General features: G+C 40.6%; 15 protein-coding genes. 7 read left to right on the top strand and 8 right to left on the bottom strand.

Annotated elements, in window-relative coordinates; all coding sequences use genetic code 11:
• Positions 1-32 precede the first annotated feature (32 nt).
• The 5 genes from FTU16_RS01895 (at position 33) to purB (ending at position 4,687) form a co-directional block, all read left to right on the top strand.
• Entirely contained in the window at positions 33-626 is a 594-nt protein-coding gene (locus FTU16_RS01895) for a hypothetical protein (RefSeq protein WP_257222267.1), read from the top strand.
• Between the two features lie 245 nt (positions 627-871).
• Positions 872-1,357 (top strand): NUDIX hydrolase, encoded by a 486-nt coding sequence (locus FTU16_RS01890; RefSeq protein ID WP_078190179.1) that lies wholly within the window; start codon positions 872-874, stop codon positions 1,355-1,357.
• 4 nt (positions 1,358-1,361) lie between these two features.
• Positions 1,362-2,498 (top strand): tRNA 2-thiouridine(34) synthase MnmA, encoded by a 1,137-nt coding sequence (mnmA, locus tag FTU16_RS01885; protein ID WP_180162583.1) that lies wholly within the window; start codon positions 1,362-1,364, stop codon positions 2,496-2,498.
• 12 nt (positions 2,499-2,510) lie between these two features.
• On the top strand, positions 2,511-3,242 hold the full coding sequence (gene hflD / locus FTU16_RS01880) for a high frequency lysogenization protein HflD (protein ID WP_218955610.1): 732 nt from the start codon (positions 2,511-2,513) through the stop codon (positions 3,240-3,242).
• Positions 3,243-3,298: 56 nt separating this feature from the next.
• Positions 3,299-4,687, top strand: coding sequence for an adenylosuccinate lyase (gene purB / locus FTU16_RS01875; protein ID WP_180116773.1), 1,389 nt, complete (start codon positions 3,299-3,301; stop codon positions 4,685-4,687).
• A 134-nt stretch (positions 4,688-4,821) separates the two neighbouring features.
• Here the strand turns inward: purB and FTU16_RS01870 are convergent, their stop codons facing one another.
• Entirely contained in the window at positions 4,822-5,061 is a 240-nt protein-coding gene (locus FTU16_RS01870; RefSeq protein ID WP_180060146.1) for a hypothetical protein, read from the bottom strand.
• A gap of 212 nt (positions 5,062-5,273) precedes the next feature.
• Here FTU16_RS01870 and FTU16_RS01865 point away from each other — a divergent pair, with 212 nt between their 5' ends.
• A complete protein-coding gene (locus FTU16_RS01865; RefSeq protein WP_180162581.1) occupies positions 5,274-5,939 on the top strand; it encodes a DUF2238 domain-containing protein in 666 nt (221 codons plus the stop codon).
• Positions 5,940-6,303: 364 nt separating this feature from the next.
• Here FTU16_RS01865 and FTU16_RS01860 read toward each other — a convergent pair whose 3' ends face one another.
• The 6 genes from FTU16_RS01860 to FTU16_RS01835 all read right to left on the bottom strand — a co-directional run bounded on the left by FTU16_RS01860 (position 6,304) and on the right by FTU16_RS01835 (position 12,820).
• Entirely contained in the window at positions 6,304-6,729 is a 426-nt protein-coding gene (locus FTU16_RS01860) for a hypothetical protein (protein ID WP_252725857.1), read from the bottom strand.
• Between the two features lie 105 nt (positions 6,730-6,834).
• Positions 6,835-7,797: a protease SohB gene (gene sohB / locus FTU16_RS01855; RefSeq protein ID WP_180009607.1), complete on the bottom strand. Its 963-nt coding sequence runs from the start codon at positions 7,795-7,797 to the stop codon at positions 6,835-6,837.
• 190 nt (positions 7,798-7,987) lie between these two features.
• Entirely contained in the window at positions 7,988-8,911 is a 924-nt protein-coding gene (gene pstB / locus FTU16_RS01850) for a phosphate ABC transporter ATP-binding protein PstB (RefSeq protein WP_218950289.1), read from the bottom strand.
• A gap of 13 nt (positions 8,912-8,924) precedes the next feature.
• The gene (gene pstA / locus FTU16_RS01845) at positions 8,925-10,316 is read right to left on the bottom strand and encodes a phosphate ABC transporter permease PstA (RefSeq protein ID WP_180114572.1); all 1,392 of its coding nucleotides are present in this window, start codon (positions 10,314-10,316) and stop codon (positions 8,925-8,927) included.
• Entirely contained in the window at positions 10,313-11,692 is a 1,380-nt protein-coding gene (gene pstC, locus FTU16_RS01840; RefSeq protein ID WP_180063370.1) for a phosphate ABC transporter permease subunit PstC, read from the bottom strand. The genes pstA and pstC overlap by 4 nt, the downstream gene beginning before the upstream one ends.
• 99 nt (positions 11,693-11,791) lie before the next feature.
• A complete protein-coding gene (locus tag FTU16_RS01835) occupies positions 11,792-12,820 on the bottom strand; it encodes a substrate-binding domain-containing protein (protein ID WP_180162580.1) in 1,029 nt (342 codons plus the stop codon).
• Between the two features lie 408 nt (positions 12,821-13,228).
• On the opposite strand from FTU16_RS01835, the gene FTU16_RS01830 reads away from it, so the two are divergent.
• The gene (locus FTU16_RS01830; protein WP_180162579.1) at positions 13,229-14,281 is read left to right on the top strand and encodes a Rieske 2Fe-2S domain-containing protein; all 1,053 of its coding nucleotides are present in this window, start codon (positions 13,229-13,231) and stop codon (positions 14,279-14,281) included.
• A 352-nt stretch (positions 14,282-14,633) separates the two neighbouring features.
• On the opposite strand, the gene FTU16_RS01825 is transcribed toward FTU16_RS01830, so the two are convergent.
• Positions 14,634-16,166 carry an aspartate aminotransferase family protein gene (locus FTU16_RS01825; protein ID WP_180162578.1) on the bottom strand — a complete coding sequence of 511 codons (1,533 nt, stop codon included), beginning with the start codon at positions 16,164-16,166 and terminating at the stop codon, positions 14,634-14,636.
• Between the last annotated feature and the right edge of the window lies 1 nt (position 16,167).

The following is a 16,167-nucleotide window of genomic DNA, read 5'->3' as shown; positions in this document are numbered from 1 at the left end:
GCATTCGTTTTTAGTTTTAACAGTTCCAGCTTATGTCTCAACGTTTCATTGACAGACAAATTCAAATACAGAGTAACTCTTTAATGTCGATTAAATCTTATACTTTATTCATTACTAGAATATTTTTTGCAGGCGTAATTTCAAGCTCTGCAACTGCTTTTGCGAATTCAACGCAGTGTAAAGATGATTATGAAAAAATCATTGCCAAAGAAATTAAAGATATCGGCACAGCCTTGAATAAGGGTAACTATGCATTAATCGCCGAAAAAACAGAATCATCTATAATCAATTATGCAGGCGGTAAAGATAAATATAATGCAATATTAGAACTTGCTGCAAACTCCTTTAAACAAAATAAAATATATGTCTCTCAAGTTGAAACATATGCTCCTAAACAAAGTTATATCATTGGCAGAAATGAGTTTTGTGCAGTACCCAAACAAGTCACGATTTCTATGAATGGCCGCAAAATGACAGGTGATCTGTCCTTCATGCTTGCAGTACGTCCAATTGAAAGTAAGGAATGGAAATACATTGATGGTGCGGGTCTGCAAAAGAATCCTGATATGATTTACACATTATTCCCAGATTTGCCTCGAGAGAGTAAAATTCCCTTCATTGAATAAAAAATTAAATATTTAACATTACTACTTTATTAAGCAAGTAGTTTTGAAAAGCAGTAATGTTAAATCTCTAACAATTCGGTTAGTACTGAGCTAAAACTATAATTTCACTAACTAATAAAACAATACACTTTTATTTATTTAACAATTTTTCTTACTATAAACAAAAGAAATTAAGAAAAAAATCAATCATAGCCACCGCTCCCTAAATTTTGTAGAATAGCGTTTTTACCCCATGGTGCTTTTCTATGACCGCTTGGACTGCTCACGTCACTGTTGCGACAGTCGTTGAAAAAGACGGAAAATTCCTATTTGTTGAAGAACATACAGAAGGTGTGACCCATACTGTATTTAATCAACCTGCAGGTCATGTCGAAGCTGGCGAAACCATTATTGAAGCAGCCATTCGAGAAACCATGGAAGAAACAGGTCACGATGTAGAAATCACGAACCTCCTAGGCATGTATACTTATACTCCTCCGATGTTCCCTGATCGTACTTATTTCCGTTTCTGTTTCTTAGCTAAAGACATTCAGCACCATGCCGATGCACAATTAGACACAGGTATTGTCGGTGCAGTATGGATGACGCTTGATGAACTCATTGAGTCTGCCCGTGCGCGTAGTCCATTAGTCATCAAAGCTGTGCAAGATGCTCTTTCAGGTCAAAAATTTCCTTTATCGCTCATTTACGAGCACCAAAATTCTCCCTTAATTTCAAATTTGGATGCTTAATCCTATGCAACAACGTGTCATCGTCGGTATGTCTGGTGGTGTAGATTCTTCTGTATCTGCAGCACTTTTACTTCAACAAGGTTATCAAGTTGAAGGTCTTTTCATGAAAAACTGGGAAGAAGATGACGGCACGGAATACTGTACGGCAATGGAAGATCTTGCCGATGCTCAAGCCGTTTGTGACAAAATTGGTATCAAACTTCATACTGCAAACTTCGCGATGGAATATTGGGACCGTGTCTTTGAGCATTTCTTAGAAGAATATGCTGCTGGTCGTACACCAAATCCAGATATTCTCTGCAATAAAGAAATTAAATTCCGTGCATTTCTAGACCATGCTGTGAACTTAGGTGCTGACTTCATTGCGACAGGCCATTATTGCCGCCGTGGTGAAACACTAAAAAATTCACGTGGTGAAGAGTATGCCCCTCTACTGCGTGGCCTAGACAACAATAAAGACCAAACCTATTTCCTACATGCAGTGCATGGTCGTGAAATTAACAAGACCTTGTTCCCTGTGGGTGAAATTGAAAAACCACAAGTACGTAAAATCGCTGAAGAATTAGGTCTAATCACCGCGAAGAAAAAAGATTCAACAGGAATCTGCTTTATTGGCGAACGTCGATTTAATGACTTCTTAAAGCAATATTTACCTGCTCAACCCGGAAAAATCGTCTTAGACACGGGTAAAGAGGTTGGTGAACATCACGGCTTAATGTACTATACGCTCGGCCAACGTGGTGGCATCGGTCTTGGTGGTCTAAAAGGTGCTGAAGAAGGCGCTTGGTTTGTACTGCATAAAGATATCGAAGGTAATCGCCTAGTCGTTGGTCAAGGTCATGAACATCCACTCATGCAAAGCACCATTTTATGGTCTGAAGCGATTGATTGGGTGGCTGGTGAACATGAGATTCCTGAATCAGGTTTCCGCTGCACAGCGAAAACTCGTTATCGTCAGCCTGACCAAGACTGTACATTATTTAAAGACTCTACAGCGCCAAATGGTGTGCGTGTCGAATTCGATGAGCCACAACGTGCTGTTACACCGGGTCAAAGTGTGGTGTTCTACACCGGTGAAGTTTGTTTAGGTGGCGGTGTGATTCATCATACCAATGCGCCTAAACCGGATTTTATTGTATAAGGATTGTTTCGGATGACAGAGTTACCGTTTCAACAGCCTCAGACTCTGAATACTCGCCAAAATCGTGCATTGGCGTTAGCTGCTGTATTTCAAGCAACACAGTTGACCCACATGACTGCATTGACTGGGCAACAGAGTATCGGGGAAAGCGGTAACTTTTATTTTGAACATCTCATTAAAGCCAGTTTAAATATCCGTCCCAAGTCGAATCAGTCTAGTCAGACGCTCGATTTTTTTAGTAGTTTGGCGGATATTTCACTGGGTTTAAAGACCTTAGAAAGTAGCATTACTCAACCCTTCAATACATCTCCCAAATCTAGACTGCCTAAACTTGCCAATACCAAGCTACCCATGACCTATGCAATGACTTTATTGCAATTAGAAAAGAAAGTGTATAGCAATCCGAAGTTCGTTGAAATTATTGAACAATCCCAACAAAAAATCCTAAGACAGCTTTCATTTTTCGATAATAATTATTTACATCCAAGTATCATTGCAAACCTTGCCCAAACCTATATTGAAACTGCGGGTTCGATCAATCCTCGCATTATGGTTCGAGGCAACGCTGAAGCATTTAAAGATACAGCACATACCAATCGCATTCGCGCGACATTATTCACAGGCTTACAAATGGCTCACTTGTGGCGTCAGCTCGGCGGTAGCTCGTGGGGTATGATTTTCAGCAAGCGTAAGCTGCTCCAAGATATTCAAGATCTTGCCCGTTTACAGTATCAGGTGGTTTAACTGATGCAGTACGGGCTTTTTGTTTTACGTTTAATTCCAAAATTTAAGGAATCGCTATGAACGCTTTAACCGCACTTTCTCCATTAGATGGACGTTACGCAAGCAAATGTGATGCTCTACGTCCCTTCCTCTCTGAGTTTGGTTTAATCCATGCTCGTGTGACTGTTGAAGTGCGTTGGTTACAAGCGCTTGCAAACCGTCCTGAAATCACTGAAGTTCCAGCGTTCAGTGCTGAAACCAACGCTGCGCTTGATGCAATTGTTGCGAACTTCTCTGAAGATAATGCTAACCGCATTAAAGAAATTGAACGTACAACTAACCATGACGTAAAAGCAGTTGAGTACTTCTTAAAAGAGCAAATCGCACATATCGATGAGCTTAAAAATGCAGGCGAATTCATTCACTTTGCATGTACCTCTGAAGACATCAACAACTTGTCTCATGCTTTAATGCTTAAAAATGGCCGTGAAGTTTTAGTTGCTGCGATGCAACAAATCATCGATTCAATCGTTGCTTTGGCTGAAAAACATGCTGAACAACCAATGTTGTCTCGTACACACGGTCAAACTGCTAGCCCAACAACTTTGGGTAAAGAAATGGCGAACGTAGCTTACCGTTTAGCGCGTCAAATCAAGCAATTCAAACAAGTTGAACTTCTAGGTAAAATTAACGGTGCTGTAGGTAACTACAACGCGCACTACTCTGCTTACCCTGAAATTAACTGGCCTGCTCATTCTCAAGCTTTTGTAGAGTCTTTAGGTTTAACCTTCAACCCGTACACGACTCAGATTGAACCGCATGACTACATGGCGGAACTTTTTGATGCGCTACGTCGTTTCAACACAATCTTAATCGACTTTAACCGTGACGTTTGGGGATACATCTCACTTGGTTTCTTCAAACAACGTTTGAAAGAAGGCGAAGTTGGTTCTTCAACAATGCCACATAAAGTTAACCCAATTGACTTCGAAAACTCTGAAGGTAACTTGGGTATTGCGAATGCGGTATTGGCTCACCTTGGTGAAAAACTTCCTGTATCTCGTTGGCAGCGTGACTTAACTGACTCAACTGTGCTTCGTAACATGGGTGTTGGTTTTGCACAAAGCTTGATTGCATTTGAAGCTTGCTCTAAAGGTATTGGCAAACTTGAGTTGAATGCTCAACGTATTCTAGAAGACCTTGACCATGCTCAAGAAGTTCTTGCTGAACCAATTCAAACTGTAATGCGTCGTTATGCAGTTGAAAAACCTTACGAAAAACTTAAAGCCCTAACTCGTGGTCAAGCAATGACTCGCGAAATAATGGTTGATTTCGTAAATGGTAACGAGTTAGAAGCTGTTCCAGCTGCTGACCGTGCACGTCTTGCTGAAATGACACCTGCAACATATACAGGTAATGCATCAACTCAAGCAAAACAAATTGCTGAATTAATTTCAAAGATCTGATTTCTAAAATCTAATTTTAAATAGATCAAAAAAACGAGGCTTCATGCCTCGTTTTTTATTTCCACCTATATACTCCTACTCCCTTTGGGATGAAGAGCATGCTCCGCAAGGAGATAGAAAATTTAGACGTAATTTTATTCTGCAGGGCAATATTTCGCCCAATCATCTTTCATCCGTTGTAATTCACAGCCTGTTAAAACATCTGAGTAATAAACATAATATGTGGCATTGGGATACTGAATTTCATGGCGAAACATCATGCCGCGCAAAGATACAGAGAGCTCTTCTGGAAAATCATCTGTTAAATTAAGTTCTTCAAACTCATAGTTAAAATAACAATTTTGAGTCGCAATAAATGCCTCAACAACGGCCATAGTTACTTCCAAATACATAAACTTCGATATACATCTGAGTTTAATACAATCTTTTTGAAAATACTTATCCCTAGTTGTTAGCTGATGACATTTGAAAAAATAATGCACAAATTCTAGCGCCGTCTAACTATCACTTTTCATCGCATTATGGCTATACTTGCCGCGAATTATAAACATTGCACACCGATAAAAAATTTGAGCTTTGCCTTTTCATGATTGATTTCAAATTAAAACTTAAGCACATCTTAGCTTTTGCGTTATTAACTCTTGCCATTGTGATCGCCAGTATCCAACCTTTAGAAATGGAAGCATATATCCTCCATCAAATCGGCACAGCGTTTATGCTGATCGTGCTGCTCGTTTTCCTCTATAAAATAGGACTAACTTTCAGAACAGTTTGTCTGTATCTTGGCTTTTTACTGATTCATGTCATCGGTGCCCATTATTTATATTCTTATGTACCTTATTCTGAATGGACACAAGCTCTCTTCGGTTTCAACCTTGATCAAAGCATGGGATGGAGTCGGAACATGTATGATCGGCTTGTACATCTTGCCTATGGTTTGCTGCTCTACCCGTTCTTTTATCGCATATTTCAAATCTGGCTACCGCAGTTAAAAGCCGGAACACTCTTTTTATTGGTTATACAATTCGTCATGGCGACCAGTTTATTTTATGAATGGATCGAATGGCTGATTGCCATTGGCTTATCACCAGAAGAAGCTGAAAATTATAATGGGCAACAAGGTGATATTTGGGATGCACATAAAGATATGCTACTTGCAACACTTGGTGCGATGATCACTGGTGGTATTTGTTTAATGACATCAAATTTGTTGAATAACGCTAAACAAAAGCCTGAATATTTTTTATCTTAAATACTGATGTTACGCACCTAGAAGTAATTTCTCATTTTAAAAATGATTTTTAAGTCTATTCGACGGAGTCTTACATCTAGGAATTGAATAACGGGATTAGCCTTCGGCTGGAGGTACTTTTACGAAACGATGTTTCTCATTCGGCAAAATGAGAAGCGAAGCTTCGCAAGGAAACCATCTTGCGGAGCAATGCTCCTCACCGCAAAACTCGTTCGCTCGCGTCTACGTATTCAAAGTATCGCAAAAACATTTTTGATTAGAAGCAGCCCTGTCTCAAACACTTGCGGATGACGTTACCGCGTATCGTTGTTTTATTTGAATCAAATTGCACTTCTGGTGTTACTGCGTAACATCAGTTAAATATTTAAGCAGTCCATTGAATTAAGATTGAATCTGACATTTGCGGATTCAATTTTCGGTCATAATACTGAAAGCACGCTTTTGCTCCCGCTGGCATTTTTTGTAGATCATCATCTATACGAAAATGCCGTGTATATTTTGTATGATTCACTAAAATTTCAACCCGCTCAAAAGGCTGTCTTTTATTTATATTTCCGCTACTCATATAACTCTGATAGGCCACAACAGTGCCGCAGGCTTCAGAGCGAACATCTACCTGTAGTGATGAACAATAAATATAGCCTGCCAACAGTGTTGCTGCTGGGCCAAACAGCGCAGCATACTGTTTCAGCACAGATTTTTTCACACTTTGAAAATGCAGCAAATATAGCCAAGGCCAAACCATTAGGCAAATGACACCACCTAAAATAAACAGAAAATTAGACATCATTATCATCAATATCTATGTACGCAACGCAATCTATCACAACAGCATCGTTTAGCATAAAAAAAGCTCACCGAAGTGAGCTTTAAATACTTTATAAGCATAAAGATTTTAAAATTTTAGATCTTTTAATTGAACGATATTTGCATTAGCTTTGCTCAATGATTCCATCACTTTTGACATGACAGCAGGAACCAATGAATCCGCAATTTGTGCTGCTTGTAAGCCTAACTTCTCACCCAGTGTTGGTTTTTTGCGGGTTTCAATCATATATACATCATGTTGTGGCATAAGACTTAATAGATATTCATCTGACGTTTGGAGTTTATCGACCAAATTGAGATCCATTGCATCTTGACCATACCAATGCTCACCTGTGGCAACTTTATCGACATTGAGCTGAGGACGGTATTTTTCAACAAAGTGTTTAAACAAGTTATGGGTTTGCTGTAACTCTTCTTCAAATTTGGCTTTACCTTCAGCAGTATTTTCACCAAACATAGTTACGGTACGTTTGAACTGACCCGCGGTATACAGTTCAAAATCGATATGTTTTTCTTTCAATAAACGGTTAAAGTTCGGCACTTGTGCAACTACACCAATCGAACCCACCACGGCAAATGGTGCTGAAACGATCTCATTTGCAATGCAGGCCATCATATAGCCACCGCTTGCAGCAACTTTATCCACGCAAATGGTTAAGTTAAATCCAGCATCACGTAAACGTACCAATTGTGCAGCGGCCAGACCATAGCCATGCACCATCCCGCCTGGACTTTCTAAACGTAAAACCACGCGGTCACGTCCTGCTTTTGCTGTCGCTAAGATCAGGGTAATTTCTTCACGTAGACTCGTTACCGCAGATGCAGCGGTATCACCATTAAAATCGATTACATAAATTTTTTGGTTATTCTTTTTACGTGCGCGCGCTTCTTTTGATAATTGTTGGCTTAGTTGCAGCAGCTCAAGTTTAGATGCAGTCGTTTGCGCAATTTTTTTTCGTTGTTCATTAATACGTGCATTTAAATGGCTTACACGAATTTCCGCAGGCAACTTGGGATTATGAAATAGCATAAAATTGAAACTCATTTAATTCATATTTATGTTGTATAACATGTGGGTTGCATCACAAAAATTCAATCTATTTTTTGAAAATAATTCTCATTGAGCCAAATTGAGCATTTTATTTTTATCAAGACTTTTTGACCTAATTATTGACTTCATAAAAAAAGAGCCTTTCGGCTCTATTTTTAAACAGTCTAGATTAACCAAAACGACCGGTAATATAGGCTTCTGTAAGCTGATGATCCGGTTGGGTAAAGACTTTTTCAGTGGAATTCACTTCAATTAAATCACCCAAATGGAAATATGCGGTACGGTCAGAAACACGCGCTGCTTGTTGCATCGAGTGTGTCACAATCGCAATGGTATATTGCGCTGAAAGTTCAGTGATGAGCTCTTCTACTTTTGCTGTTGCAATTGGATCGAGTGCTGAACAAGGTTCATCCATTAAAATCACTTCAGGACTGACAGCAATGGTTCGCGCAATACATAGACGTTGCTGCTGACCACCTGAAAGTCCTGTACCCGGTTGGTTCAAACGGTCTTTCACTTCATCCCAAAGGCCTGCTTTACGCAGACTATTTTCAACAATTTCTTCCATGTCGTATTTGTCACGTGCCAAACCATGCAATTTTGGACCATAAGCGACATTGTCAAAAATAGACTTTGGGAATGGGTTCGGCTTTTGGAAAACCATACCCACTTGGGCACGCAGTAACACCACATCGAGATTTGGATCATAGATATCTTGATTATCCATAAGCACTTGCCCTGTCACACGACAAGAATCAATCGTGTCATTCATACGGTTGAGCGTACGTAGGAAAGTTGACTTACCACAACCAGACGGACCAATAAAGGCAATCACTTCATTTTCATAAATGTTCAGATCTATGCCTTTGATCGCTTCAGATTCGCCATAGTACACATGCACATCATTGGTACTGATTTTCACATTGGTCGATTTCGCATCTTTTTTCGCACTAGATTGCGTATCAAACTGTGACACAAACGCAGTATTGGTTTGTTTTTGGCTGTCCTGAGCAGAGGTAAATTGTGTTTGTTCTGGATTCACGGACTTATCCTGATCTAAGGAATTCTTTTCTGTTGTAACGACGCTATTCATATAATGCCCTCAATTACCAGCGTACTTCAAATTTCTTACGTAACCAGATCGCTAAACTGTTTAAGCCGATCATGAGAGCAAGAAGTACAATGATTGCTGCTGCGGTACGCCCTTCAAAGAAGTTACGTAGCTCGTTACCTTGCCAAAGGAAAATTTGTACAGGTAATGCAGTGGATTGATCTAAAGGAGTGGCTGGTACACTTGCCACAAAGGCACTCATACCAATCAATAATAATGGAGCAGTTTCACCTAAGGCTTGCGCAACACCAATAATGGCACCAGTTAAGATACCCGGCAATGCCAGTGGCAAGACATGGTGAAATACAGTTTGTAAACGTGATGCACCTAAACCTAATGCGGCTTGACGAATCGATGGCGGGACAGCTTTTAGTGATGCACGTGTGGTAATAATGACCGTTGGCAAAGTCATCAAACTTAAGACTAAACCACCAACCACAGGAGCCGAAAGCGGCATATGCATCCAACCAATAAAGATCGCTGCACCAAGCAAACCAAAGACAATCGAAGGAACCGCTGCTAAGTTGTTAATGTTGACTTCGACAACATCGGTAATCCAGTTTTTAGGTGCAAATTCTTCTAAGTAAATTGCGGATGCTACACCGATTGGAATTGAAATAATGATCACGATCAGCATCATAAATAACGACCCCATAAACGCCCCTGCTAAACCTGAAGTTGCAGGTGAGCTACGAGAGTCTGGATTCTTAAATATTTCAGTATTAAATGAGTTAGTAATAACACCATCAGCTTTAAGTTTATCTGCAAGTTGGCGTACTTCTGGGCTCAATTGTTGCTGTTCATCAGGCAAGCTGCGGTCAATATTACCAGCCAACCAGACATCGACATTAGCATCTGCAAGGATTTTAAAATCTTGTTTTTGACCAATCAATGACGGATCTGCCATTACCATGTCACGTAAGCGATAAGCTTCTGAACTTGTATATAAACTGTTGAGATCATCACGTTGTGAGGCAATCGCTGGATCTTTTGCTATGATGCCATTTACGATGAGCGCATCCCAATCCACCATGCCCATTTCAGTTTGCCAAGCAATGTAACGCTCTTGGAACTGTGCAGGTGATTCACCTTCTTTTTGAATTGGTTTCGCACCAACTTTGACAATGTTTGGATCAAAAAACACAGGTACCGTCATTGAGCTTTGCCAAAATGCAGGTAAACCTTTGGCTAAAATACTACCAAACAATAGCACGACGAACAATAAGCCAGTCACTACTGCACTAAAGCCCAAGACACGGAAGGTATTTTCTTTACGGTGTCTTTTCGCCAATGAGTTTTCAATGATTTTCTTACGTTTTTCACGAAGCTCAGCGGCTGCATGTGAATCAAATTTTTGATCCATGTTTGATGTATTCGTAGTACTCATTCGTATTGCTCACGGTATTTACGCACAATGTACAGTGCAACAATATTCAGCCCTAAGGTAATCACAAACAGTGTTAAACCGAGTGCAAAAGCAACTAATGCTTGAGGACTCGCAAAGTCTGTATCACCTGTTAATTGGTTTACGATGGTAATAGTGACGGTAGACACCGCTTCGAGTGGGTTGATATGCAGTAAAGGACTGTTCCCTGCTGCAAGCACCACAATCATGGTTTCACCAATTGCACGAGATGCTGCCAATAAGAATGCACCGATGATGCCCGGCAATGCAGCTGGAATCACTACTTGGCGAATGGTTTCTGATTTTGTAGCACCCAAACCGAGTGAACCGTCACGAAGCGCGCGAGGGACTTGGGTAATGATGTCATCAGATAATGATGAAACAAATGGGATAATCATAATCCCCATCACAAAGCCTGCTGTTAAAGCACTGGTTGCATTAATATCGAGTCCGATATATGCGCCAAGTTGTTTTGCAAAGGGTCCAATAATCATTAAGGCAAATACACCGTAAACGATGGTTGGAATACCTGCGAGAACTTCTATGGCAGGTTTTGCCCAAGCACGGAAACTTGGCTTTGCATATTCAGCCAAATAAATCGCAATCATCAGACCAACCGGAACAGCAACCAGTAGTGCAATACCACTAACCATGAGTGTGCCCCAAAGGAGTGGCAGCAAACCATAACTACCTTCGGCATTCCCTGATGTACTAAAACCTGGGTTCCATTCAGTGCCCAAGAAGAAATCGAGTGGACTGACAAAACTAAAGAAACGCATGGCTTCACTGAACATCGACATCACAATGCCAACTGTTGTCAGGATTGCCACACCGGAACATAGTGCCAATGCGATATTAATAACTTTTTCAACTTGGTTACGTGCACGATATTTTTCTGCGATGCGACGTTTAGCCATGACTAAACCAATCAATCCCGCACAAATCACAATGGCCAATTTTGCATATGAGCCAATGTTTTCAATTTTCTTTAATTGTTCTGCTGCTGCAAGTTCATATGCAGCTGGCGTATCACTCACCCCAAAACCAGAAGCAATCGCTTGAACGCGGTCAACCATTACGCTCGTGCTTGCAGGATCTAAACTTAAACGAATATTTTCAGGGACATTATTTAAAATAACATGTTGAAAAATACTCGGTTCAACCAAGTTCCAAACAATCAAGATTAAAAAAGCGGGAATCCCACACCATAAAGCGACCAAAACACCATAGTAGCCCGGTCGTGAATGCAACATTGCTGAGTTATTGCCTTTACCTGCAAGTTTGCGACTTTTGGTCAGTCCAACTTGATAAGCGATTGCAATAATTGCGAGCAACACACCAATAAGTAGCAGATTCATGTAATCTCCACTGTTTTTTCAAAAGCCCTTCTTGAAAAAACTGTTTCTTTGCAAAAAGCCAATGGCAGGTCAATCCTGCCATTGGCTGTTTCAATCCAATTATTTAACTGCTTTACCCGCTTTAAAGTTTGCAAGAACTGCAGCGCGTTCTTTATCAGACATTGAAATTAAGCCTGCTTTTTCTAGCTTAGAACCTTTACCTGATACTTTTTTGCTAAGGAAGAATTCTGTGAACTCTTTTAAGCCTTTAATTGATTTTAAGTGCTCACCTTTTACGTAGAAGAACAATGGACGAGATACTGGGTATGAACCATTTAAAATCGTCTTCTCAGAAGGTGCAACGTTATTGACTGTTGCTACACGTAGCTTGTCACGGTTTTGGTCATAGAAGCCTAGACCGAATACACCGACCGCGTTTGGTGAGGTTTTTAAGCGTGCCAATGTTTCTGTATAATCGCCCGCGATTTCAATCACACGACCATCTTTACGGAAAGTTGAACATGCTTTTTTCTGAGCATCTTTATCTAATTTTGCGAAAGCTTCATAAGTTTCACAGCCAGCATCGACCATTTTTTCTTGGAACACTTCACGTGTACCGTGGTTTGATGCAGGAATAACTAAAGTGATTGCTTCGTTTGGTAATGTTGGGTCGATTTGACTCCAACGTGTGTATGGGTTTGGAACCAATTTACCTTTTGATGGCAGTTCAGCCGCGAGTGCAGCAAATACGTGCTGTGGGCGAAGTTTAAATGCCGCTTTTTTCGCATTTGACGCAAATACGATACCGTCATATCCAACTTTAATTTCTAAGATTTGGTTAACGCCGGCTTTTTTACATGCAGCCAATTCAGTATCTTTAATTTTACGAGATGCGTTTGCAACGTCAATTGTGTTGTCGCCTACACCATTACAGAATTGTTTCAAACCACCTGAAGTACCGCCTGAACCAACGACAGGTGCTTTAAATTGTGGGAATGTATTACCAAACTCTTCTGCAACAATACTTGCATAAGGCAGTACAGTTGAAGAACCAGCAATTTGGATCGTGTCACGAGCTGCATTTGCAGTTGTAGCGACTGTTGCCCCAGTAGTGAGTACCATAGCAAGTGCGATATGATTTAAGCGCATTCTCATCTCTCTTTATTGATGCATTTATTGGAGTACGCCACTTTCTAATAAAGTCTTGTACTTTTTCGATATACGCATTTTGATTTTAGAGTATGACAGTTAGGTTACATCTTTATGACGCTTTTATGATAATTGATGATTGCACATTGATTTAAATATAATTCTTTATTTTTCAATACGTAATGAAATTTATCAAAGTATTGGTCTTATTTATTTCTACTTTGATATTCGTAAGAATTCATGTCACTGTCATATTTTGTCTTATTTTCTTTTTTCAAATTCTCCTCTTTTTCTGAATGATGCACATTTGCATGTTCGATTTTTTATTCACTCATATTCCAATAATTGAAATTTCATTACATTTTTAGTTCGCTCAATATGCAAGTTTACATAAAAACAGAGCCTAAAATGACCAGTAAAGCCATTGCGACATTTAATCCGGACTTGCCTGTGCATATGACTTTTGAAAAACATGACTGGCACTTACTTGCAGAATATTGGTATCCGATTGCTTTATCGAGAGACATTACAGAACAGCCTTATGGCACTGTGCTTTTAGATATGCCGCTCGTTATCTATAAAATGGGAAATGAACTGGTTGTCGCTAAAGACGCCTGCCCGCATAGGGGCGTACCGCTAAGTTTAGGCAAAAATGATGGTCTAGGGGTAGTCTGCCGCTATCATGGCTTACGCTTTGGTGAACATGGGCATTGCAACCGTATACCCGCACATCCCGATCACAAGATCTCCCCTCGCTTTAATTTACAAACTTATGCAGCTGTCGAACGTTATGGCTTAATTTGGTGCTCCCTCACTGCCCCTAAAGAGGCTGAGCCCAATATCCCTATCATGCCAAATTGGGAAAATATTGAATTTCAGAAATTGGTTTGCCCAACAGTAGATTTTCAATGCTTCGCAGGCAGGCAGCTTGAAGGTTTTATTGATGTCGCTCATTTTGCATGGGTACATCCAGAAACTTTTGGTGACCCTGAAAATACAGAAGTACCTGACTATAAAACCATTGAAACTGCAACAGGATTCCATGCAGATTACTGGAGCAGTGTTGGACGCTATCCAATTGGTTTAGAACAACGTGGACAAGAGAGCTTTCAATGGCTACGGCATTTTGAGATTCATCTACCTTTTACCGCAACGCTGACCATTCATTTTCCAAACGACAGCAAGCAAGTGATTATGAACGCGGCCTCGCCTATGACTGCCCGCTCCACACGTCTATTTGCACCGATTTGCCGTAACTATGACAAAGACTTGCCTATTGAGGATGCTTACGACTTTAACCTGAAAATATTTGAGGAAGACCGATTGGTGTCCGAATCGCAAAAGCCTGAATATTTGCCTTTGGATTTAAGCATCGAAGCACATTTCCCGGCGGACCGTAGTTCGAGTATGTACCGTAAACTGCTGCGTAAGAAAGGTTTTAGTCCATTATTTGCGGCATAACATCAATATCGTATTGCATTCACCTCACCCTAAGCCTCTCCTACAAGGAGAGGGAAACTCCTTTACAAGCCTTATATTGGTTATAAATATTGTGGTATCACATTCATCAAATGATAAACATCAATGACTATCGCGACTGGCGACAGGGATGTCACTATAAGGTAATGGTCACATGGATGTACCTTTTCCCTGAGAAGGATTTTAGTTACTTTGATCCCTCAAAGTAACAATCTGCCTACACAGTAAACTATCATCTCTCAATGAAAAATTGTGGCTGTAAAATCATTAATTGTCTTTTTAAAAAAAGAAGGAGCTCAAATGAGCTCCTCTTTCTACAACAGCAAAACGACAATTAGTCAATTGCAGGTGTATATGTACCGTCAGCGATTGGGCCTTTGATACGATCCGCTTCTGCAAGCACCAGAGCAAGCAAGTTCTTCACGTTGTCTAAAGTCGCTACTGGGCTTAAAGTGGTCATTTTCAATGATTGAACTTGACCTACTTTAGTTACACCAATATTCGCTTCACCACGTGCAAATAATTCATCTGCTACGTTTTGGTTCAATGTATCTAACAATTCAGCTGGGTAACCTTCAGGGATCACACGGAACAATACCGATGCAAATTGCGGATCAACCAGCATTTCTAGACCGTCAGTTGCATTGATATAATCTGCAACATCACGTGTAAGACCTACACCATGATCGATCATCGAACCATAAAGCTCTTCACCTAGCGCCTCAACTGTCATCCACAATTTCAACGCATCAAAACGGCGAGTGGTTTGCAGTGACTTAGACACTAAGTTAGGTACACCATGCTCTTCATCATAAGCAGAGTTTAAGTACTCAGCTTCATAATGCATGAAACGATAGTTCGCTTCATCTTTAAGCAAGAATGCGCCACATGAAATCGTTTGGAAGTAATGCTTATGGAAATCAAGCGTTACTGAGTCAGACAGTTCAATACCGTCTAACATTGAACGATAGTCATTTGAAAGAATCAGTGCACCGCCCCATGCTGCGTCGATATGCATCCACGCGCCATATTTATTGGTGATTGCACGCACTTCTTTCAATGGGTCAATCGCGCCCGCATCAGTTGTACCCGCAGTTGCAACTACACATGCCACGATTTTGCCTTCAGCTTGAAGGTGCGCCATGGTTTTCTCAAGTGCATCCATGTCCATGCGTGCATTTGCATCTACAGGAACAGTGACAACAGATTGGAAACCCATACCCATCATGGCCATGTTCTTTTGCACAGAGAAGTGTGCATTTTCAGAACAGATCACTTTGACGTTACGCATTGCTTCTGCAGGTACGCCATCACGCTGAACAGACCACGGATTGCCGTTTTCGTCTTTCCAGTTTTTAGCAATACATGCATCACGAGCAAGTAAAACGCCCATCAAGTTTGACTGTGTACCGCCAGAGGTGAATACACCTGCTTGACCTACACCATAGCCAACTTTTTGGCGAAGCCAGTCAATTAACTGAACTTCCATCAATGAACCGGCAGGACTTTGATCCCATGAGTCCATCGATTGGTTGGTCGCGTTAATGAGCACTTCAGCGATCTGGCTTGTTACCATCGTTGGGCAATGCAAATGCGCTAAAGAATGTGGGTGATGTACTTTCAAGCTTTTGTTTAAGAACAGCTCAACCATACGGTCTAGTGATTTTTGTACACCCATACCTTCTTTTGAAGGATTGAATGCAATTGCACTACGAAGCTCTTTAATGCTACCGCCGGTGTACATTTTGTCATTTTGCAACCATGCAGAAACGGCTTTAACCGCTTCGCCCATTGCTGACTGATAGTCAGCAATGGATTGTGCATCATTGCAGAATAACGCTTTACGATGTTCTGCAAAATCAACCATT

Origin of the sequence: Acinetobacter sp. YH12069 (genome assembly GCF_013419675.1) — a bacterium.
Taxonomy (GTDB): domain Bacteria; phylum Pseudomonadota; class Gammaproteobacteria; order Pseudomonadales; family Moraxellaceae; genus Acinetobacter; species Acinetobacter amyesii.
The sequence above is the reverse complement of the archived record's forward strand: the minus strand, read 5'-3'. Positions and strand labels throughout refer to the sequence as shown.

What these genes read in the sequence shown, in the direction of transcription:
- FTU16_RS01895 (WP_257222267.1), top strand. Translation starts at nt 33, where the DNA reads ATGTCTCAACGTTTCATTGACAGACAAATTCAAATACAGAGTAACTCT.
- FTU16_RS01890 (WP_078190179.1), top strand. Translation starts at nt 872, where the DNA reads ATGACCGCTTGGACTGCTCACGTCACTGTTGCGACAGTCGTTGAAAAA.
- mnmA (WP_180162583.1), top strand. Translation starts at nt 1,362, where the DNA reads ATGCAACAACGTGTCATCGTCGGTATGTCTGGTGGTGTAGATTCTTCT.
- hflD (WP_218955610.1), top strand. Translation starts at nt 2,511, where the DNA reads ATGACAGAGTTACCGTTTCAACAGCCTCAGACTCTGAATACTCGCCAA.
- purB (WP_180116773.1), top strand. Translation starts at nt 3,299, where the DNA reads ATGAACGCTTTAACCGCACTTTCTCCATTAGATGGACGTTACGCAAGC.
- FTU16_RS01870 (WP_180060146.1), bottom strand. Translation starts at nt 5,061, where the DNA reads ATGGCCGTTGTTGAGGCATTTATTGCGACTCAAAATTGTTATTTTAAC.
- FTU16_RS01865 (WP_180162581.1), top strand. Translation starts at nt 5,274, where the DNA reads ATGATTGATTTCAAATTAAAACTTAAGCACATCTTAGCTTTTGCGTTA.
- FTU16_RS01860 (WP_252725857.1), bottom strand. Translation starts at nt 6,729, where the DNA reads ATGATGTCTAATTTTCTGTTTATTTTAGGTGGTGTCATTTGCCTAATG.
- sohB (WP_180009607.1), bottom strand. Translation starts at nt 7,797, where the DNA reads ATGCTATTTCATAATCCCAAGTTGCCTGCGGAAATTCGTGTAAGCCAT.
- pstB (WP_218950289.1), bottom strand. Translation starts at nt 8,911, where the DNA reads ATGAATAGCGTCGTTACAACAGAAAAGAATTCCTTAGATCAGGATAAG.
- pstA (WP_180114572.1), bottom strand. Translation starts at nt 10,316, where the DNA reads ATGAGTACTACGAATACATCAAACATGGATCAAAAATTTGATTCACAT.
- pstC (WP_180063370.1), bottom strand. Translation starts at nt 11,692, where the DNA reads ATGAATCTGCTACTTATTGGTGTGTTGCTCGCAATTATTGCAATCGCT.
- FTU16_RS01835 (WP_180162580.1), bottom strand. Translation starts at nt 12,820, where the DNA reads ATGCGCTTAAATCATATCGCACTTGCTATGGTACTCACTACTGGGGCA.
- FTU16_RS01830 (WP_180162579.1), top strand. Translation starts at nt 13,229, where the DNA reads ATGACCAGTAAAGCCATTGCGACATTTAATCCGGACTTGCCTGTGCAT.
- FTU16_RS01825 (WP_180162578.1), bottom strand. Translation starts at nt 16,166, where the DNA reads ATGGTTGATTTTGCAGAACATCGTAAAGCGTTATTCTGCAATGATGCA.